Annotated in this window: 17 protein-coding genes and 2 pseudogenes; 12 read left to right on the plus strand and 7 right to left on the minus strand. The window is 71.3% G+C overall.

From position 1 onward, the window contains the following. Positions 1 to 2: 2 nt before the first annotated feature. The 7 genes from OHS17_RS01555 to OHS17_RS01585 all read left to right on the plus strand — a co-directional run bounded on the left by OHS17_RS01555 (position 3) and on the right by OHS17_RS01585 (position 10,472). Positions 3 to 833, plus strand: a complete 831-nt coding sequence (locus OHS17_RS01555) for a carbohydrate ABC transporter permease (protein ID WP_073865313.1) — start codon at positions 3 to 5, stop codon at positions 831 to 833. Between the two features lie 66 nt (positions 834 to 899). Further along, positions 900 to 2,081 carry a glycoside hydrolase family 76 protein gene (locus tag OHS17_RS01560; protein WP_330310686.1) on the plus strand — a complete coding sequence of 394 codons (1,182 nt, stop codon included), beginning with the start codon at positions 900 to 902 and terminating at the stop codon, positions 2,079 to 2,081. 65 nt (positions 2,082 to 2,146) lie between these two features. After that, on the plus strand, positions 2,147 to 5,236 hold the full coding sequence (locus OHS17_RS01565) for an alpha-mannosidase (RefSeq protein WP_330310687.1): 3,090 nt from the start codon (positions 2,147 to 2,149) through the stop codon (positions 5,234 to 5,236). Between the two features lie 155 nt (positions 5,237 to 5,391). Beyond that, positions 5,392 to 6,225 (plus strand): IclR family transcriptional regulator, encoded by an 834-nt coding sequence (locus OHS17_RS01570; protein ID WP_330310688.1) that lies wholly within the window; start codon positions 5,392 to 5,394, stop codon positions 6,223 to 6,225. A gap of 139 nt (positions 6,226 to 6,364) precedes the next feature. Continuing rightward, positions 6,365 to 8,026 carry an OPT/YSL family transporter gene (locus OHS17_RS01575; protein ID WP_330310689.1) on the plus strand — a complete coding sequence of 554 codons (1,662 nt, stop codon included), beginning with the start codon at positions 6,365 to 6,367 and terminating at the stop codon, positions 8,024 to 8,026. Between the two features lie 55 nt (positions 8,027 to 8,081). Then, positions 8,082 to 9,149: a hypothetical protein gene (locus tag OHS17_RS01580; protein WP_330310690.1), complete on the plus strand. Its 1,068-nt coding sequence runs from the start codon at positions 8,082 to 8,084 to the stop codon at positions 9,147 to 9,149. A 48-nt stretch (positions 9,150 to 9,197) separates the two neighbouring features. After that, entirely contained in the window at positions 9,198 to 10,472 is a 1,275-nt protein-coding gene (locus OHS17_RS01585; protein ID WP_330310691.1) for an alpha/beta fold hydrolase, read from the plus strand. A gap of 78 nt (positions 10,473 to 10,550) precedes the next feature. Here the strand turns inward: OHS17_RS01585 and OHS17_RS01590 are convergent, their stop codons facing one another. The 3 genes from OHS17_RS01590 to OHS17_RS01600 form a co-directional block, all read right to left on the minus strand. Further along, a complete protein-coding gene (locus tag OHS17_RS01590) occupies positions 10,551 to 10,718 on the minus strand; it encodes a hypothetical protein (protein ID WP_330310692.1) in 168 nt (55 codons plus the stop codon). 67 nt (positions 10,719 to 10,785) lie between these two features. Continuing rightward, complete coding sequence (locus tag OHS17_RS01595) at positions 10,786 to 10,953, minus strand: hydrophobic protein (protein ID WP_073969255.1); 168 nt, start codon at positions 10,951 to 10,953, stop codon at positions 10,786 to 10,788. Positions 10,954 to 11,059: 106 nt separating this feature from the next. Continuing rightward, positions 11,060 to 11,563: a lamin tail domain-containing protein gene (locus OHS17_RS01600; protein ID WP_330310693.1), complete on the minus strand. Its 504-nt coding sequence runs from the start codon at positions 11,561 to 11,563 to the stop codon at positions 11,060 to 11,062. A gap of 156 nt (positions 11,564 to 11,719) precedes the next feature. On the opposite strand from OHS17_RS01600, the pseudogene OHS17_RS01605 reads away from it, so the two are divergent. From OHS17_RS01605 to OHS17_RS01615, 3 genes and pseudogenes are all read left to right on the plus strand, one after another. After that, a pseudogene (locus OHS17_RS01605) lies at positions 11,720 to 11,821 on the plus strand (sigma factor); the annotation flags it as partial. A 124-nt stretch (positions 11,822 to 11,945) separates the two neighbouring features. Continuing rightward, positions 11,946 to 12,566, plus strand: a complete 621-nt coding sequence (locus tag OHS17_RS01610) for a sigma factor-like helix-turn-helix DNA-binding protein (RefSeq protein WP_330310694.1) — start codon at positions 11,946 to 11,948, stop codon at positions 12,564 to 12,566. A gap of 57 nt (positions 12,567 to 12,623) precedes the next feature. Beyond that, on the plus strand, positions 12,624 to 13,187 hold the full coding sequence (locus tag OHS17_RS01615) for a dihydrofolate reductase family protein (RefSeq protein ID WP_330310695.1): 564 nt from the start codon (positions 12,624 to 12,626) through the stop codon (positions 13,185 to 13,187). Between the two features lie 23 nt (positions 13,188 to 13,210). On the opposite strand, the gene OHS17_RS01620 is transcribed toward OHS17_RS01615, so the two are convergent. Then, positions 13,211 to 14,500 (minus strand): hypothetical protein, encoded by a 1,290-nt coding sequence (locus tag OHS17_RS01620; protein ID WP_330310696.1) that lies wholly within the window; start codon positions 14,498 to 14,500, stop codon positions 13,211 to 13,213. 167 nt (positions 14,501 to 14,667) lie between these two features. Then, a complete protein-coding gene (locus OHS17_RS01625; RefSeq protein ID WP_330310697.1) occupies positions 14,668 to 15,312 on the minus strand; it encodes a hypothetical protein in 645 nt (214 codons plus the stop codon). Positions 15,313 to 15,587: 275 nt separating this feature from the next. On the opposite strand from OHS17_RS01625, the gene OHS17_RS01630 reads away from it, so the two are divergent. Next, positions 15,588 to 17,141, plus strand: a complete 1,554-nt coding sequence (locus OHS17_RS01630; protein WP_330310698.1) for an alpha/beta hydrolase — start codon at positions 15,588 to 15,590, stop codon at positions 17,139 to 17,141. Positions 17,142 to 17,167: 26 nt separating this feature from the next. Here the strand turns inward: OHS17_RS01630 and OHS17_RS01635 are convergent, their stop codons facing one another. Both OHS17_RS01635 and OHS17_RS01640 read right to left on the minus strand, forming a co-directional pair. Further along, the gene (locus tag OHS17_RS01635; protein ID WP_330310699.1) at positions 17,168 to 17,410 is read right to left on the minus strand and encodes a hypothetical protein; all 243 of its coding nucleotides are present in this window, start codon (positions 17,408 to 17,410) and stop codon (positions 17,168 to 17,170) included. Positions 17,411 to 17,430: 20 nt separating this feature from the next. Next, positions 17,431 to 18,023, minus strand: a pseudogene (locus tag OHS17_RS01640) (MSMEG_1061 family FMN-dependent PPOX-type flavoprotein); the annotation flags it as partial. A 332-nt stretch (positions 18,024 to 18,355) separates the two neighbouring features. Between OHS17_RS01640 and OHS17_RS01645 the strand changes: the two are divergent. Beyond that, positions 18,356 to 20,218 carry an ABC transporter ATP-binding protein gene (locus tag OHS17_RS01645; RefSeq protein ID WP_330310700.1) on the plus strand — a complete coding sequence of 621 codons (1,863 nt, stop codon included), beginning with the start codon at positions 18,356 to 18,358 and terminating at the stop codon, positions 20,216 to 20,218. Position 20,219: the final 1 nt, after the last annotated feature.

Here is a 20,219-nt window from a genome sequence, read left to right on the forward strand (position 1 = left end):
GCATGTCCATACGCCGCGTCTCCGCCGGCACCGCCGTCCGCAACACGGTCCTGGTGCTCGTCTCGCTCCTCTGGGCCGTCCCGACCTGGCTGCTGCTGGTCAACGCGCTGGTGCCGGCCGCCGAATACGGCGGCGCGCCGCACTGGCTGCCGCACGGCGGGTTCGGCCTGTTCGACAACATGTCCGAGGCATGGTCCCGGGCCCGGCTCGGCCCCGCTATGGGCAACAGCCTGCTGTACGCGGTGACCAGCTCGGCCGCGGCCATCGTGGTGGCCACGACCGCCGCGTTCGCCACGGTGATCATGCCGGTCAAGCGCAAGACCCTGTGGTTCTGGCTGATCTACTCGGGCACGCTGCTGCCCCTCCAGGTCTTCCTGCGACCGCTCTTCCTCGCGTACGCCAACACCGGCCTCTACGACGCGCAGATCGGGCTGTTCCTCATCTACGCGGCGGTGGCGATCCCGTTCGCGTACTTCATCATGCGCAACTTCGCCCAGACGCTGCCCCCGGAGGTGATCGAGGCGGCGCGCCTTGACGGCGCCTCCTGGTGGCGGGTGTTCTGGCAGATCCACGTACCGCTGTCCCGGTCCGCGATGATCGCCGCGTTCGTCTTCCAGTTCGTCGCCGTCTGGAACGACCTGCTCTTCGGCATCACCCTGTCCACGAGCCGCAACATCCGCCCGGTGATGGCCGCGCTCGCCGAACTCCAGGGCAACTACTCCAACGTGGGGCCCCCGGTCGTCCTGGGCGGGGCCCTGCTGGTCTCGCTGCCGACCGTCGTCCTCTTCTTCGCGGCGCAGCGGTTCTTCGTCAGCAGCCTCAAGCTCGGCTGAGCCCCGCCGCACCCCCGATCAGGCACGCGCACCGACGCCCCGAGCCGATTCCCGAAAGGCATCCCGGTGAAACTCTCCGCCCGCACCGCTCTCGCCCTCGCCGCAGCACCCCTGCTCTGCGCCGCCCTCTGCCCCTCTCCCGCCCTCGCGGCCGGCCGCCCGGCGCCGTCGGGCCCGTGGAAGGACCGTGCCGTCCGGACGTACGACGCGCTCCAGCGCCATCTGTACCAGGGCGCGGAGAACCACGGCCTCTACCAGGAGGCGACCCCGCCCCGCAGCGCCGACAACGCCCATTCCTATCTGTGGCCGATGCGGGAGGCGGCGGCCGCGACGGTCGACATGGCCGGCCTTCCCGGATCGGGCCGGCGTTACACGGCGGACGCGGCGGAACGCTTCTCCACCCTGGAGCTGTACTTCGAGCCGCGCGACGGCAGGCCCGGCTACGACTCGTACCTCCCGGCACCGCTCGGGCAGGGCGGTGACGTCTTCTACGACGACAACTCCGTCGTCGGGCTGTCCCTGCTGGACCAGTACGAGGCCACCGGGGACGCCGCCTACCTGCACCGGGCCGAGCTGGCCTTCGACATCGTCAGCCGGGGCTGGGACGACGACCCGGCCAAGGCGTGCCCCGGCGGGATGCACTGGGTCGACTCCCCGGCCAACGACATGCGCGCCGCCAACGTCACGGGCCTGGCCGCGGAGCTGGCCGCCCGGCTCCACCAGGAGACGCACGAGGGCCGCTACCTGACGAGCTCGAAGCAGTGGTACGAGTGGAACTGGTCGTGCCTGCGCCAGTCCCCCGGGCTGTACCGCAACAGCCTCGGCGACGACGGCTCCGTCAACTCCACGCTGTGGACGTACAACTCCGGGGCCATGATCGGCACCGCCACCACCCTCTACAAGGCGACCGGGGACCGCACGTATCTGCGTCGCGCCGTGCAGGACGCCGAGGGGTCGCTCGCGTACTGGAAGGAGGGCGAGCGGCTGCACGACCAGCCGGCGATCTTCAACGCGATCTACTTCGACAACCTCCGGATGCTGGACGGGATCCGCCACGACCCGGCCTACCGGCAGACGGAGAGCGCCTACGCGGAGCGGGTCTGGAAGGAGAACCGCGAGCCCGCCAACGGCCTCTTCCGCTTCCAGCCCTCGGGCGGCGGCGACTACGAACCGACCGCCTCCGCCGAGACCCTCGAACAGTCCGCGATGGTCCAGATCTTCGCAGGCCTCGCCACCAAGACCTCCTGACCCCGCACCTTCCCGCCCGCCCCACGCACCGACCCGGCACCCTGCCAGAGCGGAGAACCCTCTCCATGCCCCGCCCCGATCTGTCCCGCCCCTCCTGGTGGGACTCCGACATCGCCCGCGACATCCTGCGCGACCGCGGCGTGAGCGCCACCGGTGTCCTCGGCGGACACCCCGTCCGGCTCTCCTGCGAACCGCTGCTGCGCCACGACGGTGACGGCGGGCTGCTGCAGTCCGTGCGCGTCCAGGCCGGCCGCCCCCTCACCCGGGCCGTGGTCACCACCCTGTCCGGCGCCTCCGTCCGCAGCGAGCTGATACCCGGGCCGGCCGGCGAGACCCGGATGCTGGTCCCGGAGGTGGACGCTCCGCTGCCGGTACTCGTCGAGCTGCCCGACCTGGCTCCCGGCGAACAGGTCGAAGTACTGCTGACCCCGCAGCGGCACTGGACACTGCACCTGGTGCAGCACGCCCATCTCGACATCGGCTACACCGACCCGCAGGGCACTGTGCTCGCCGAGGGCCGCAAGTACCTCGACTCCCTGCTCGAACTGTGCCGTACGACGGACGACCGGCCCGACGCTTCGAAGTTCCGCTGGGCCGTCGAGGGGTTCTTCAGCTTCGAGAACTGGTCGGCGAACCGGCCGCCGGAGCAGGTCGCGCAGTTCCTGGAGCGGGTGCGTCAGGGGCGTATCGAGCTGACGGCGATGCCCTTCAACCTGCACACGGAAACCTGCTCGACGGACGAACTGCACGAGTTGCTGCGCCCGGTGCGCGAACTGCGCGCCCGGCACGGCATCGACGTCACCACGGCCATGCAGACGGATGTCCCCGGTCAGGTCGTCGGCCTGCCCGACGTGCTCGCCGACAGCGGCATCCGCTACCTCTCGGTCGCCCACAACTGGGCGGGCCGGGCGGTACCGCACCACACCGGCGGCGGGGCGCTGCCCCGGCTGTTCCGGTGGCGTGCGCCGGGCGGACGCAGTGTGCTGGTGTGGCGCACCGACACCCCGCACGGGCTGGCGTACATGGAAGGCTCGATCCTGGGCTTCGACGAGTCCTACGACCGGGTCGACGACCTGCTGCCGCACTACCTGTCCGCGCTGGCCACCCGGCAGTACCCGCACGAGGGGCGCGGCATCCCCGGATTCCCGGTCCTGGACGAGGAGTTCAAGGGCGACCCGTACCCGTGGGACGTCCTGCACCTGCGGGTCCTGGGCAAGTTCGCGGACAACGGCCCGCCGCGCCGTGTCATCGCGGACACCGTACGCAGGTGGAACGAGGAATGGGCCTTCCCCGCCCTGCGAACCTCACGCAACGAGGACTTCTTCCTCGACGCGGAAGCCCGCTACGGGGACCGTCTGGAGACCTTCGAGGGCGACTGGAGCGACTGGTGGGTCGACGGGGTCGGTGCCGGTGCGGTCCCGCTGGCCGCCACCCGTGACGGTCAGGCGGCGCTGGCCGACGCCCAGACGGTCGCCGGGCACGCGGAGATCCTCGGCGCGGCGGGTTCGGGCACCACGGCCTCGGCGCCCGAGGTCTACCGGGCTGCCTCCCTGTTCAACGAGCACACCTGGGGCGGTGGCGACCCCTGGACGCACGGCGACCACGGCCACGCCTCCGGTGAGCGTCAGTGGCACTGGAAGTACGCCCAGGCGCTGCGCGCCCACGACGACGCGAAGACGCTCCTGGACGGCGCGGGTGCGGCGCTCGGCGGCAGGCTCTCCCCTCGCGAGGGGACGCTCGCCGGTTTCTACGTGACCAATACGTGCAGCTGGCCGCGGTCGGAGACGGTCCGGCTGTTCCTTCCCGAGAGCACGGTCGCCCTGGAGGACCCGGTCCGGGTGCTCGACGCGCGCGACGGCTCGGTGCTGGAGCACACGGAGGAGGCGCAGTCCAACGAGCTGCACCGGGCCGCGGGCCGCTTCCTGTTGTTCCGGCTCACGGAGGTGCCGGCGCATGGCGCGGTACGGGTGGATGTCGTCCCGGGACAGGAGCCGCCGGCCGCCCCGGAGAGCCGTTCCGAGGAGCCTGCCGTCCTGGAGAACGAGTTCCTGCGGGTGCGGGTGGACCTGCGGTCGGCGTGGATCGGCTCGGTGGTCGACAAGCGCACCGGCCGCGAGCTGGTGCGCCAGGACGCCACGGTGGGGCTCAACGCCTATGTGTACGACGAGTACGCCACGGCTGGGGGCTTCAACCATCAGTCGAGCAAGACCACGGCGAACGGGTCGATGCATCTCCTCGCCTCCCGTACAGCCGCACCCCCGGCCGCGCTGGTGGACCGTTTCCGCGACGCGACGGGTGAGACGCTGGTCTACGAGTGCGCCCCGGCCGGCACCGAGCGGCTGCGGGTGCGGGTGCATCTGCCGCACGGGCAGGCCCGGATCGATCTGGAGAACCGGATCGCGAAGCCCGCGACGCTGACCAAGGAGAGCGCGTTCTTCGCGTTCCCCTTCGCGATGCGCCGCCCCGATGTCCGGATGGAGGCGACCGGCGGCATGACGGGTACCGGGCTGCCGGTCGTGCCCGGGTCCGCTCAGCACATGCGCGCGGTACGGCGCTGGGTGAGCTTCGCGGAGGACGAGGTGGTCGCGGCCGTCGCCACGCAGGACGCGCCGCTCGTCCAGGTGGGCGGGATCGCCGTCCCGTACGCGCCGTATCCGCAGTCGCTGGCCCAGGACGAGCCCGGCACGCTCTTCTCCTGGGTGCACAACAACATCTGGGACACCAACTTCCCCTCCGAGCAAGCGTTCGACCATGTGTTCCGCTACAGCGTGTCCTTCGGACAGACCCCGCACATCAGCGGGCCCGTGCTGGGCATGCACACCGCGGCCGTGGGCAGCCGCCCGCTGCTCGCCGTCCGCGCTCTGGGCGAGGAGAGTCCGGCCCCGGACGCCTCGTACGGGTTGCTGAGTGTCAGCGACCGGCGCGTGCGCGTCGTGGGGCTCACCGTCCCGGCCCCCGGCCAGGTGCTCGTCCGGCTCCAGTCCTTCGCCGAGGAACCGGTCGCCTGCCGGATCACCCACGGCTTCTCCGTCACCGAGGCCCGCACGGCCGACTACCTCGGGGCTTCCGGTGACCTCCTGACGCCGGACGAGGACGGCGCGACGACTGTCGACATGCCCGTACTGGGCACCAGGGCGGTGCTGCTGCGGCTGTAGCCGACGGCCCGGGTTTCGGCCGGCGGCCTCGTCCGGACCATCCCCGTGCCGAAGAACACCCTTGACACCACGTCCCGCTGATCACATAGTTCTCCCCGCTGAGCGCAACGGCGTTGCGCTCAGCGCACCAGATCAGCGAGGAAAGGGACGAGGCCATGAACGAGGTGAACGGCGCGTCCGCCGGCTCCACCGCCCACGAGGCCGGCCGGCGCGACGACGCGGACGTCCTGGCCCCGCCCCAGCCCGGCGTTCTGCAGGGCGCGGACCGCGCCCTGCTCGCCCTGCTGTCGTTCACCGAGCGGCGCCCCGAGTGGGGGGTGAGCGAGATGGCGCGCAGGCACGGCTGGGACAAGGCCGTCGCCCAGCGCATCCTCACCACGCTCGCCTCCCGCTCCTTCCTGACCTGCGACACCACCACCCGCCGCTACCGGCTCGGCCCCGCCGTGTCCCGGCTGGCGCGCGCCGGGGAGCACAGCGGGGTGCTGCCGTCGCTGGTCCGGCCGATCCTCGCCGGGCTGCTGCGGGAGACCGGCGAGAGCGTCGTGCTGAACGTGCCGCAGGGCGCCGGATACCGGTGCGCCGCCGCTGTCGACGGCACCGGTCCGGTCCGCTACACCGCGATCGTCGGTGCCGTGATGCCCGGCCATGCCGGCGCTTCCGGCCACGCCATCTTCGCCCACTACTCCGAGCCGGAGATCCGCCGCCTCTTCGGAGCCACCCCGCTCCAGCGCTTCAACGATCACACCGTCACCGGCCTCGACACCCTCCTGGCCCGGTACGCGGACGTGCGCTCCCGGGGATACAGCGTCAGCCACGGCGAGTACGACGAGGCCGTCGCCGCCGTGGCCGCCCCCGTGTTCCAGGCCGGGACCATCGCCGCCTCGCTCACCGTCATCGGGCCCGCGCACCGCGTCACCCGTGCCGTCGACCGCATCACCGAACTCGTTCTGGCCGGGGCCGAGGAGGCCACGGCCGCCTTCGGCTCCTGACCCGCCCGGCCCGGCGGCGCTGTCCGGCGGGCCCCGCATCCGTACGACGTGCGTCGTGCCGGAGTACGCGGATCGCCGCAGCCTGCCCGAAAAGTCCCTCCCCGTCCCGGGGCAGGGCCCACCCACCAAGGGGTGTTCCGTGTCGCATCACACCTCGCCGTCGGCCACCGCGCCGCCGCCCTCCGACTCCGGCCCCGCCGCATCCTCCGGCGCCGGCCATCCCCGCGTCCGCGAACCCGTCGTGTTCGCCGTCCTCGCCGTGCTGTCCGTCGTCGGCGCCGTCATCGGCGCGGACCTGGTCGCCAAGCTCGGGATATCCGCCAACACCTCGGTCGTCGGCGCGCTGATCGCCATGCTCATCGGGCGCATCCCGCTCGCCGGACTGCGCTCGATGCGCTCCGTGCACCGGCAGAACCTCGCCCAGAGCGCGATCTCAGCCGCCACCTTCGCCTCCGCCAACGCGCTGCTCACCTCGATCGCGGTGCCGTACGTCTTCGGGCGCGAGGACCTGGTGTGGCCGATGCTGGCCGGTTCCTTCGTGGGCCTGCTCATCGACACCTGGGTGCTCTACCGCTCCTTCGGTTCCCGGCTGCTGCCCGCCGACGCGGCCTGGCCGCCCGGGCAGGCGGCCGCCGAGACGATCAAGGCGGGTGACAAGGGCGGCAAGCGGGCCCTGGTGCTCGGCGCGGGCACGCTCGTCGGGCTCGGCGGCACCCTGTTCAGCCTGCCGCTGTCCGCCGCCGGTGTCGCCTTCCTCGGCAACGTCTGGGCGCTGCTCATGTTCGGTGTGGGGCTCGGTCTGCGCGAGTTCGGCCCCGATCTTTTCCACACCGACCTCGGCGCCGGCTACGTACCGCACGGCGTGATGGTCGGCGCGGGCGTCGTCGCCCTCGGCCAGGCGGTCGTGCTGCTGGTCCGCCGCCGCTCCGCGCAGCAGCCCGCTGCGGCAACCGTGGCGGGGCACGACGAGACGACTTCGTACACCGTGGACGAGAAGGGACTGCGCCGGTCGCTCGTACGCGGTTACGCCCTGTTCGTCGGCGGGGCCGTGCTGCTCGCCGTCCTCGGTGGGCTGATCGGTGACATGAGTCCGCTGGGGCTGCTCGGCTGGGTACTGTTCGCCGCGTTCGCGGCTCTGGTGCACGAGCTGATCGTCGGGCTCGCAGCGATGCAGTCCGGCTGGTTCCCGTCGTTCGCCGTCACCCTGATCTTCCTGGTCCTGGGGCTGCTCATCGGCATCCCGTCGGTGCCGCTCGCGCTGCTGGTCGGTTACGTGTCGGCGACCGGCCCCGCCTTCGCCGACATGGGCTACGACCTCAAGGCCGGCTGGCTGCTGCGCCGCGACCACCGGCCCTGGGACCCGTACGAGCGGGAGGGGCGCCGTGAGCAGTTCCGCGCCGCCCTCATCGGCTTCGCCGCGGCCCTCGTCGTGGTCGCCGTCCTGTGGCAGTCGTACTTCAGGCAGGGGCTGATCCCGCCCGTCGCCAAGGTCTACGCCGACACCGTCAAGAACGGCCTGGGCGAGCCCGGTGTGCTGCGCACCCTACTGCTGTGGGCCATCCCCGGCGCCGCCATCCAGCTGATCGGCGGCACCAGGCGGCAGATGGGCGTCATGCTCGCGACCGGCCTGCTGATCCTCACCCCGAACGCCTGCTGGATGGTCCTCGGCGCGCTCGCCGTGCGCGTCGGCTACCGCAAGTGGCGCGGCCCCGCCGCCGACGAGGAACTGAACCTGGTCGGCGCCGGCCTCATCGCGGGCAGCTCCCTGGGCGACTCCGCCCAGATCATCAAGGCGAGCTGACCCCGCTCCCCCATTACCACCTTCGCTCACCCGCACCACCGCAAGGAGAAGATCCATGGAGATGTTCAGCCGGCTCGAACCCCGGTCCGAGTACCTGAGCTACGAACTCGCCCTCGCCGCTCGCAAGCTCGTGGAGCAGGTGATGCTCGTCAAGCCCGGCGAGCACGTCGTCCTCACCGGCGACACCAGCAGCGACCGCCGGGTCGTGGACGCCACCGCCCAGGCCGTCGCGGCGGCCGGGGCGCACCCCGTCGTCGTCTGGTACGAGACGATGCCCAGCTCCTCCATGGAGCCGCCGCGCCCCGTCGCCGGTGCGATAGCCGACGCCGACGTGTGGATCGAGTTCGCCGTCTCGTACGTGATGCACTCCGACGCGTTCCGCCGTGCGATGGCGAACGGCTGCCGCTACACCAACCTCACCGCCATGGACGTGCACATGCTCGTCGCGACGGTCGGCCGCCCCGACTTCGAGGGCGTCATCAAGCTCGGCAAGGCGCTGGTCCGCCTCCTGGAGCAGGCGGACGAGGTGCGCATCACCTCGGCCAACGGCACCGACATCACCGGCCGCAACGGCGACCGCCCCATCAACCTGCGGGGCAAGCCCGCCGAGAATCCCGGCGAGACGGTCATGCTCTCCGGCCAGATCTCCTGGAACCCGCTGGAGGAGACCCAGGACGGCGTGCTCGTCTTCGACGGCGCCCTGTGGCCGCCGGACCAGCTCGGTCTGCTGCGCACCCCGGTCCGCTGCACCGTCGAGAAGGGCGTCGTCACGAAGATCGACGGCGAGGGGCAGGACGCGGAGATCTTCCGCCGCTGGATGGAGTCCTGGGACGACCCGAACATGTTCCGCGTCGCCCACTGGTCCCTGGGCTTCAACCCGGGTGTGCCGGCGCCGACCGGCCGCATCGTCGAGGACGAGCGCGTCTTCGGCTGCGTGGAGCTGGGCATCGGCACCAAGGGTGCCTGGATCGGCGGCGAACCGTGGGTCTCCGCCGCCCACACCGACGGCTCGGTCCTCGGCCCGTCGCTCTTCCTCGACGGCGAGTGCATCGAGAAGGACGGCGTGTACGTGCACCCCGAGCTGGTCGAGATCTGCCGCGAGCTGGGCGTCGCCGGCTACTGACCGCCGCTCCCCCGCACGCCCCCGTACACCCCGCCCCAGGAGCCGGACTTGACCGACGACCAGATCACGTACCGCCACAGCGGCCTCGTCTGCACCGATCACACCCTCGACGTACCACTCGACCACGCCCGCCCCGACGGGCCCGGCATCTCCGTCTTCGCACGGGAGGTCGTCGCCGAGGGCATGGAGGGCCGTGAGCTGCCGCGGCTGGTCTGGCTCCAGGGCGGGCCGGGCGGGCGCGCCGAACGTCCCAACGCGGCGGGCGCCTGGCTGCGCCGCGCCCTGAAGGAGTTCCGCGTCGTCCTCCTGGACCAGCGCGGCACCGGCCGGTCCACCCCGGCGGACCGCACCACCCTGGCCGGCCGGGCCGACGCGGCGCGGTACCTCACGCATTTCCGGGCCGATTCGATCGTCCGCGACGCGGAGCTGCTGCGCCGCCGGCTGCAGGGCGACCGGCCCTGGACGGTCCTGGGGCAGAGCTTCGGCGGCTTCGCCACGCTCAGCTATCTCGGCCTCGCCCCCGAGGGCTTGGACCGGGCCCTGATCACCGGTGGTCTGCCCACTCTCACCGGGCACGCCGACGACGTGTACCGGGCGGCGTACCGGCGTACGCTCGCCGCCAACGCCCGCTACTTCGAGCGGTACCCCCATGACCGTGCCCTGGCCGGGCGGGTCGCCGCCCATCTGGCCGACCGTGACGTCCGGATGCCGTCGGGCGAACGCCTGTCGGTACGACGGTTCCAGACGCTGGGGATCACCTTCGGCACCGCGTCGGCCTTCGACTCCCTGCACTATCTGCTGGAGGGCGCCTTCGTACCCGGACGCGGCGGGCCGGTCCTCTCCGACACGTTCCTGCGGGGCGTCGACTCCGTCGTCTCGCTCGCGCCGCGTCCGCTGTACGCGGTCCTGCACGAGGCGATCTACGCGCAGGGCGGCCGTCCCACGGCATGGTCCGCCGACCGGGTCCGGACGGAGTTCCCCGAGTTCGACGCCTCCGCGGGCGGGCCGCTGCATTTCACGGGCGAGATGATGTACCCCTGGATGTTCGACGAGGATCCGGCCCTCGTCCCGCTGAAGGCGGCCGCGGACGCGCTCGCCCACCGCACCGACTGGCCCGCCCTCTACGACCTCGACCGCCTCGCGGCCAACACGGTGCCGGTCGCCGCGGCGGTGTACCGCCAGGACATGTACGTCGACCACGACCACGCGCTGACCACGGCGTCCCGGGTGCGGGGCCTGCGTACCTGGGTCTCCGAGACCCATCTGCACGACGGGGTGAAGGCCGACCCGGCGGTCCTGGACCGCCTTCTGTCCCTGTCGTAGGGGAGCCGCCGGACGCGGAACGAGCCCCCGACTGCGAAGTCGAGGGCTCGTCCACGGCCAGGGACGCGAGGCGGCACGTCACCGCCTGCGGGACCAGCCACTGCCTATCCCCGCCACGTGGAGGGCCAGGGCCGTGAGCCCCAGCAGCATCACGTTGGTCGAGGAGAAGACATCGTTGGTGCTGATGTCCGCAGCGTTGATCAGGAAGGAAATGAAGAACAACACCGCAGCGACTATGCCGAGCATGGCAAGCTCCTTTCGTGGAAGTGGAATTCCTCTTACGCCGTTGGAACGGAAACGGTCAGCAGGGAATTCACCATCGGTACCAGCGGCCGCGCTTACCGTTGGCCGTCGGCCGGATCACGAATCCGAGAAGCCAGACCACCAGCACGATGACGGCGATCCACCACAGGGCCTTCAGCGCGAATCCGGCACCGAAGAGAAGCAGGGCGAGCAGCAGAACAAGAATGACAGGAACCATGATTATCAACCTCCGAGACGTCCTGTGCCCCGGAGATTCGACTTCACTCGCCTGAGCTTACATAAATTTTATGGGCGATTTGATCGCTCGATGGCGGGCATCCGGGTCACCCGTGATACGTGATGTAGCCGTTGCCGTCGCGGTCGTTGGCCTTCTTGGTGTAGGCGTGGACGTCCGCGCGGGCGCCGGAGGGCTTGTAGAGGTAGATCGTGTCCTTGTCGTTGTTCCAGATGAAGTTGCAGTTCTGGCGGTAGACGACGTTCCTGGCGTCGGAGTCGGTGCCCCGGTTGCCGCGGAGCTTCACGTAGTCGCCGGGCTGCAGCGTGTGGGACTTCGTGAAGGTGAACTTGTTCCCGGTGGCGTCCTTGACGACGTAGCCCTTGAGGTTGACCGTCGTGGTCCGCGAGTAGTTCTTGATCGTCAGGTACTCGCTCGCCGCGTTGCCGCCCGAGCACTTGTTGGAGTCGCGCCCCGGTGCGTCGTACTGGACGCCCTTGATCTTCAGGACCGAGGAGTACTCGGCGGCCTGGGCAGGAGTGCCGGCGACAAGGCCGAGCGAGACGACCGAGGCCATGGTTGCGGCGGTGGTCAGGGCATGACGGGTGCGCATGGCGGTTCCCCCTTGGTGGTGCGGATGGAGCGCCCCAGAGCCTACCGATAATGTGACCATACGGTGAACGGAACCAGGAGATTGTGCGGACACCGGCATCATGGGGGCGTGGATTTCGAGCCGTTCCGGGGCGAGTTGATGGCGTACTGCTACCGCATGCCGGGCTCGTTCCACGAGGCCGAGGACCTGGTGCAGGAGACGTTGCTGCGGGCGTGGAAGGCCCGGGAGCGGTACGACCCGGGGCACGCGTCGGTGCGGACCTGGCTGTACCGGATCGCGACCAATGTGTGCCTGACCGCCCTGGAGGGGCGCGGGCGCCGTCCGCTGCCGTCCGGCGTCGGACGTTCCGTGGCTGGAGCCGTTCCCCGACGCGCGGTTCGACGTGGAGGCGCGGGCCGATCTGCGGCTGGCCTGGGTGGCGGCGGTGCAGGTGCTGCCGGCCCGGCAGCGGGCGGTGCTGGTGCTGCGCGAGGTGCTGGCGTTCACCGCCGCCGAGGTCGCCGAGCAGCTGGGGACGACGGTCGCGGCGGTCAACAGCGCACTGCAGCGGGCCCGTGCCGCGCTCGCCGATGTGGCCGACGCCGGTGCGGTCGCCGAGCCGGACGATCCCGGGGTGCGGGCGGTCGTCCAGCGGTACGTGCGGGCGTTCGAGGCGGCGGACGTGCCCGCGCTGGTTCGCCTGCTGGCCGAGGACGCCGTGCTGGAGATGCCGCCGGTGCCGCTGTGGTACCGGGGCAGCGGGGACTACGGCCGGTTCATGGAGCGGGTTTTCGCGATGCGCGGCACCGGCTGGGCCGTGCGGGAGCTCACCGCCAACGGGCAGCCCGCGCTCGCCGCGTACGCGCCGGAGCCCGGGGGTGGGCACCGGCTGCACACCTTGCAGGTCTTCGCCGTCATCGACGGCCAAGTCGCGCACAACGTGGTCTTCGCCGATCCGCGCGTCTTCGACGCCTTCGGCCTGCCGCGCGAGATTTCCGCGAAGAATCTCCACCGGGAGCGATGAGTCGGGGCGGGGCCGCCGGTAGATACCGGTGAACACCGAACCGAGAGGAGTCTCATCGTGAGCGTCGTCGTCATCGAGTTCATCACGTTGGACGGAGTCGTGACCGACCCGGACGGGTCCCAGGCCACGCCGTTGGGCGGCTGGGCGCTCCGGTACGGCCCGGAGGCGGTCGCCGGGGACAAGTTCCGGCTCGGCCGCACCATGGACGCCGGGATGCTGCTGCTCGGGCGCGCCACCTGGGAGCTGTTCTCGCGGATCTGGCCGGGCCGCGACGACCCGTTCGCCGCACGGATGAACGCCGTCCCCAAGCTGGTCGCCTCCCGCTCCCTGGCCCCCGGCGACATGTCCGTCTGGACGAACTCGCGCCTCCTCGACGGCGATCCGGCCGAGGCCGTCAAGCGCGAGCAGCGGGACGTGGTCGTCGCCGGGAGCCTGAGCGTCGTGCGGCAGCTGATGGCCGCGGACCTGGTGGACGAGTACCGGCTGCTGACCTTCCCCACCGTCCTGGGCACCGGGCGGACGCTGTTCCCGGCGGACGGGCCTCACGCCGACCTGGAGTGCCTGGGCAGTGAGCGGGCCGGTGCCGCCGTTCTGACCCGCCACCGCAGGGCCGGCCGCTGACCGACCGGGGCGGGGGGGGCGGATCAGGTGGGTCCGGCCGTCCCCAGGCAGCTCAGCGCTTCGCGGAAGTCATCGAGGGCGGGCCCGTACTGGAAGGCGGAGGTGCGGTACGTCGACCGGTCGATCAGGGCCCTGGCCAGTTCCCGCGTTCCGGCGGCCGGGGCGTGTTCGGCCAGTCGTCGGGCCAGCCCCACTCCCTCGTCGAACAGGTGGCGCACATCCTCCGCGTACCGGCAACGGTGCGATTCCCCGTGGACGGCGGAGCGGATGGTGAGGACGCGATGCAGGCCGACCAGGTCGGCGAGGTGCCGGTCCGGATCCTCGGCGGCCAGTGGAGCGAGAGCGTCCACCTCCTCGCGCAGGGCGTGACGGCTGTCGAAGTAGCGCTCCCTGACATCGGGCGACCATTGCAGGTTCGCCGCGCCCGAGGGCGGACGCGGTCCTCGGGGTGCGGGCCGGTCGCCCTCAGCGCCGGGGAGGGACAGCAACACGGCCCAGAACGACCTCTGATAGCCGCTCCATGTCTTTCGCTCCCCGGTGTCGGCCAGCTCCGTCAGCAGGGCGAGTGCCTCCTGCCGGGCGAGGCCCGCCTGCTCGCCCCGGCCATGGGTGTCGAGCATCTGCGCGTATCCGATGAGCGAGTAGAGGTAACAGGCCATCGCTCCCCGGTCGTTCGCGACTTCCTCCCGTTCCATGCGTACGAGTGTCTCGAACACGGCGAGCGCTTCGCCGGACCGGCCCGCGTCGTGGAGAACGGCGATCCACTCCAGGAGTGACCAGGCGTGGGACCCGCTGTTCAGCGTCTCGGGCCGGTCCGCCATGAGCAACTCGGTCAGGGCATCGGCGGCTTCGTCGTACCGGCCTTCCTCGGCAAGACCGCGGGCCCACACTTCCAGCCCCCTGACCACGGGGTTTCCACTCACTGCCGCCTGTGCACGGCCAACGGCGACCATCTCGGCGCGCAGGGCGAGTCCTTCCTCGCGTCGGCCCTGGCTGTACAGCACTCTCTGGCACGTATCGAGAGCGTCGTACAGAACATCGGCACGGGTGGGTTCGCCCGGGTCGATGGACCGTGCCACGGCGACCGCCTCCTCGCACAGCGCGAGGCGGTCCGGACGCGTGTGGCGGTGGGCGTTCTCGAAGCCCAGGGCCTGCAGTGCCTTGGCCAGGCGCGGCAGGTAGGAGGCGGGGCTGACCTGAGCGAGCACCCGGTAGGCGTCGACTTCCTCGCGCGGTGCGCGGCGCCCCGAGGCGAGCAGCACATTCCGCGCTCGCACGATGTCGTCCTGATCGACTTTCCGCGAGTGATTCATGGCGGAGATTCTGGGCGCTCCCGGAGGGGCCCAACAAGGCTTGCCCGCTGTGCCGTTGCTCCTACGAAAATGCCCTCTGACCTGTCATGATGGATGTGACACCACTTCTCGGGCCGGGCGCCCCTTCAGCGACGGGACGCCCGGCCCGCGGTCGTGGGAGCGGGTGGTCAGTTGCTCCAGATGACCGGGCTGTCCCTGTACGCGTCACCCTCCTCGAACGACGCGACCGCGATGGGGTCGGTCTTCGTGGCGCTGAGGGAGCAGGTCTCGTACGAGGCGCCCTTCGTGGTGAAGTCGCGGGGGGCCGTCTCGCTGTCACACTTGCCCGGGAGGTCGCCGATCAGGATGACGCCCGTGGGAGCGCCGCCCGCCAGATTGCCGCGCAGCCTCAGCGACGAGTAGGAGAGGTCCGTGCCGCCGACGTTCTCCACCTTCATGCGGATGTAGTAGGGCGTCATGCCCTTCGCCTTGTCGCCGAAGGGGGCCATGTCGGCCTCGGTGCCCTTCTCGATCGCCGTGACCGTGATGGCGACCGTGCCCTCCTTTGACGTCCCGTACTTGAACGGCACGACCGCCCGGTCACCGACCTTGAACTTCGTGCCGGGTGCGGCGACGTCACCACTGGGCTTGGAGCCGGCGTCGTCGCTGGGGTCCGCCGACGGGCTCTCGCTGCTCGGGGCGGGCGAGGCCGGGGCGGAGGCCGAGGGCGATTCCGGCATCGCTGCCGGGTCCTCGTCATCGTTGCAGGCCGTGAGCCCGAGACTCAGGGTGGTGAGGGCAACTGCGGTGACGATGCGTCCCTTACGTATCATTTTGACCTAACTCGCGGTAGAAGCTGCGTTGTACGGCAGCCGGAGGGTGTTCCGGGCAACACGGCGACGGCAGCGCGTCAATGAGGCGCGCCGCGACGCCCTACTCACCCTGGGCCAGGAATGACACAGACTCGTCGCAGAGACGGCACAGCCACGCGACGACTGTGCGCCGCCTGTGAGCGGGTGGACGGCTTGTACGCTGCGCTTATTCGACGGACATCAGTTCGGGCGTGCGGCACGGGGCGGGCGCCCAGGGGCGGAACGCGGGGGCTTCCATGAGTGACGCACATCCGATACGGAGCCGCGGACCGGGCTTCTCGGTCGGTGCGCGCGTCATCGTGGTCCTCCTCCTCGCCGTGTTGGGGGCCGTCGGCGCCTGGATCCAGCGCGACGCCCGGCACCGGCAGGCGGAGCCGCGTACGGAGTTCACGGCGGCCAACCCGCCCACCGGTCTGCCCGCCGCGCTCACCACCGGTCAGCACCTCCGCTGGTCCCGCTGCACCTCGCCGCCGGCCGCGCGCGAGGGCTACGACTGCGCCGTCATGAAGGCCCCCCTCGACTACCGGAAGCCGAAGGGCCGGACGATCGACGTCGCCCTGATACGTCTCGAGGCCACGGGCCCGAACAGCCGGCGCATCGGTTCCCTCGTCCTCAACTTCGGCGGGCCCGGCGTGTCCGGCGTGAGCGGACTGCCCGCACGCCTCCGCCAGTACGGGCCGCTGCGCGACCGCTACGACCTGGTCTCCTTCGACCCGCGGGGCGTGGGCCGGACCATCCCCGTGCGCTGTGGGAAGACGGCGGACGATACCGGATTCGAGGGGGGCGACGCCTGCGCCAAGCACTCCGGGGCGATCCTCCCCTACATCGGCACCTCGCACACCGCGCGCGACCTCGACCTGATGCGCTACCTCCTGGGCGACGAGCGGCTGCACTACTTCGGCGTCTCGTACGGCACGGCGCTCGGCGCGGTCTACGCCCACCTGTACCCGTCGCACGTCGGACGGCTCGTCCTGGAGGCGTCGGTCGATCCGACCGAGGACCTTGCCGAGGAGCAGGTGTCGCAGGCCGAAGCGGTCCAGGCGGCGTTCGACCGGTTCGCCGTGCACTGCGCGGCCCGTATCCGCGACTGCCCGACCGGGGACGGGCCCGCGGAGGCCGCCCGGCGCATGGCGCGGCTGGCGGACCGCCTGGAGAGGAAACCGGCCCCGGCCGGAGGCGGCAGGACCCTCGACTCCCACGACCTCGCGTACGACGTCGGCGACCATCTCGCCCGCGGAACGGACGGGTGGCAGCCCCTCGCCAAGGCGCTCGCCGCGCTGATCGACCGCAACGACGGCCGCCCGCTGGACAAGGGCTCGGACCACACCGGCTCCGCCGACCCGGCGGCGCCCCCGGTCGACAACGGCCGCGTCGCCCTCACCGCGATCACCTGCGCGGACTCCAGCCTGCGCCCCGACTTCGACCGCCTCGACAGGGCCGCGAAGCGCGTCGAAGCCGCCTCGCCCGTCTTCGGCGCGGCCTGGTCCACGGGCGTCTACCTCTGCTACGACTGGCCGTTCGGCGGCGAGCGGGTCACCCCGCAGGTGAACGCCGAGGGCGCGGATCCCATCCTGGTGGTCGGCGGCACCGGTGACCCGATCACCCCGTACAGCGGGGCCCAGCACATGGCCCGCGCACTGGGCGACGGTGTGGGCGTGCTCCTGACGGCCGGGGAGGAGGGCCACGGGACGTACCCGCAGAACCGCTGCGTCGTGAAGGCGGTCGACCGCTACCTCCGCACGGGGCACACCCCGGCGCCGGGGACGGTGTGCCGGGGCGACATGTCCTGAGTTGTATCCGCGGGGGGCCACCGACGTCAGGTGGTGCGACGTGCCTGCTGCATCGCGGTCAGCCGGGACACGTACAGGGCGGTCGCCACGACGGTGGGGAGCACGAGGATGCGGAGGATCAGGCCCACCATGGTGCCCTCGGACATGTCGTACGTGGCCCAGTCCTTGTAGCCGTCTTCCCCGTAGGGCAGCCCGTTGTTGTACGAGGTGAATTCTCCGTGCTCGGCCCATGCGAAAGCCGACCAGTACAGGTACAACGGCGACGTCACGATGGTGAAGACCGCGCATCCATGCGCAGCTGGGCGAGCGTCACCTCGGCCGAGGTCGGCTGGTCGTCCGCCGACGGCCACTGCTCCGGCTTCCAGGCCCCGCTGCGCAGAAGGGACTTGGGGCAGTGCGGGTAGACCTCCTCGATGCCCACGACCAGCGCACTGGCCGGCGGCCTTCCCACGGGGGTCAGCTGCTCCAGCAGTTCCGGGCGTGTGGCGACGCATGCCCGGCCGTTCACCCGGAGCGTCGTGGTGCGCCCCGGGACGATGAACAGCAGCCCGGCCCGCCGGTGGCGATGACGTTCTGCAGGGTGTCCAGCCGCCTGTTGCCGGTCGCGTCCGGGATCGCCACCGTCCACGAGTCCAGGACGGCCACGAACCCGGGGGGCCCGCCGCGCGAGGAGACGTCGCAGCGTCCTTCCGGGTCCGCGCCGGCGACCAGGACCAGTGCCGAGCAGGCGATCAACTTCTTCGTCTGTTCGTTGAGTTCGGTCGTCTGCTTGCGCAGCGACGTGTCCCTCGGGAGTTCGTACGTCCGGCGCAGCTCCTCGTGATCGCGTACGGCGTCGGCGCGGAGCGCGTCGAACGCGCTGCCCGTGGAGAGTGTCGTCATACGGCGACCTTACGGGTGGGGCCCCGGACGGCCGCAGGGCCTCCGCAATCCCCCGCAGGGGTGACCCGACCTGATCGAACGAGTTTCAGCGGCGACGACACAGAGGCCCCACGGCCTGATCCCCCAATAGAACTTGCGTTCACAAAATGCCCTCCGATCCGGCCGTTACGGGACCGGATCCACCGCGTTTTTAGAGCATCAGTGCCACATCGACGCCCAGACGGAGGAACGCCATGCACCCCACCCCTCCCCCTCGCAACAGCCTCCCGAAATCGAACGGCGACGTTCCGGGACCGCGATCCGTCCCCTTACCGCCCGAGCCCGAGCCGCAGATGCGTTACGTCGATCTCACCGGCAGCCGCGAGGCGGCCGGCCGGTCGATCCGGATGCGCGACATGGCCCGTCGCCTGCCGCAGCTGGTGCGCCGCTCGCTGGCCCTGGCGTGGCGGGTCGACCGGCGGGCGACCGTCGGCCTGTTGCTGTGCCAACTGGTCACCGGGGTGATGCAGGCCCTGGGCCTGGTCGCCATCGCGGGCACCCTGACGGCCCTGCTGCGCGACGGGGACGTCTACCACCGGCTCCTCGACGCGTGGCCGTCCGTCGCCCTGCTCGCCGGGGCGGCGGGGGTGCGCGCTCTCCTCGGGATCACCGTCAACTGGCTCTCCTCCAGGCTGGGTCCGCTGATGTCCCGCGAGGCCGAGCAGATGCTGCTCACCGGCTGCGCAGAGGTCGAGTTGTGCGCGTACGACGACCCCGACTTCAACCGTGACCGCGAGGCCGCCGACCGCGGCGCCCAGGTCACCGGCGACCTGATCAACGAGGGGCAGGACCTGATCGCCTCGGCCGCCGCGTTCCTCGCCGGGGCCGTCGTGCTCGCCGGTGTGCACTGGGTGCTGCTCCCGCTCCTCGTCGCCGCGAGCCTGCCGCAGGCCGTGGCCCAGGTGAGCGCCGCGCGCGTCCGCTACCTGGCCAATCTCCGGAGCAACGGCGACAACCGGATGCTGTCCGTGCTGCGCTGGCACATCTACACCAAGGACGCCGCCGACCAGATCCGCGCGGGGACCATGGCCGGCTTCCTGTCCGGCCGGTACCGGCACACCGTCGCCCGTATCAACCGCGAGGACCGGGCCGCGGCCGACCAGGGCGCGCGGATGTCCCTGGCCGGAGCGGTGTGCGGGGGGCTGGGGTCGGCAGTGGTGTGGGCGGCGGTCGTGTGGCTGCTCGCGAACGGCCGGATCAGCGTCGGCCACGCGGGCACGGCCGTCTTCGCCCTGCAGACCGTCGGCATGGCGGTCCGCGGCCTGGTGGCGGTCGGCGCGCGCGCCGTGCGGACGGGGCTGTACATGGACGACTGGACCGGTTTCCTCGACAAGGCGGGCGGCTTCCGCATGCGCCGGGGCCGGCACCACCCCGCGCCGCCGGAGACGATCGAGGTCAAGTCGGTCACGCACCGCTACGCGGGCAAGGAGCACGACGCCCTGTCCGAGGTGTCCCTCACCCTGCGCCGGGGCGAGGTCACCGCACTGGTCGGCTTCAACGGCTCCGGGAAGTCGACGCTGTCGAAGCTGGTCAGCGGCCTCTATCTGCCCACGGACGGGCAGGTGTTGTGGGACGGCGTCCCCACCACTGAGGCCGACCCGCAGGCTCTGTGGCGGCACGTCGCCCTCGTACCGCAGGACTACGCGCACTGGCCGCTGACCGTGCGCGAGAACGTGACCCAGGGGCAGCCCACCGACGGCGGCGACGCGGCGGTCCGCGAGGCGTGCGAGGCGGCCGACGCCGACGAGGTGGTCGACAAGCTGGGCGCGGGTCTGGACACCCTCCTGGCCCGCGAATGGCTCAACGGCGAGGAGCTCAGCGGCGGCCAGTGGCAGCGCATCGCCCTGGCCAGGGCGTTCTTCCGCCAGGCAGGACTCCTGGTGCTGGACGAGCCGACAGCCAATCTCGACCCGCGTGCCGAGTTCCGCATCTTCCAGCGGCTGCGGTCCCTGGCCCGGGACCGGGCGGTGCTGCTGGTGACCCACCGCATCGCGAACGTGGCCGTCGCCGACCGCATCGTGGTGCTTGACGGGGGCCGCGTCGTCCAGGAGGGCACGTACGCCGAGCTCGCCGAACAGCCCGGGCTCTTCCGGCAGTTGCTGTCCTACCAGATCACGTCCGAACCGGACGACGACAAGCACGAGGCCCCCGCGTGAG

Origin of the sequence: Streptomyces sp. NBC_00523, assembly GCF_036346615.1 — a bacterium.
GTDB lineage: Bacteria > Actinomycetota > Actinomycetes > Streptomycetales > Streptomycetaceae > Streptomyces.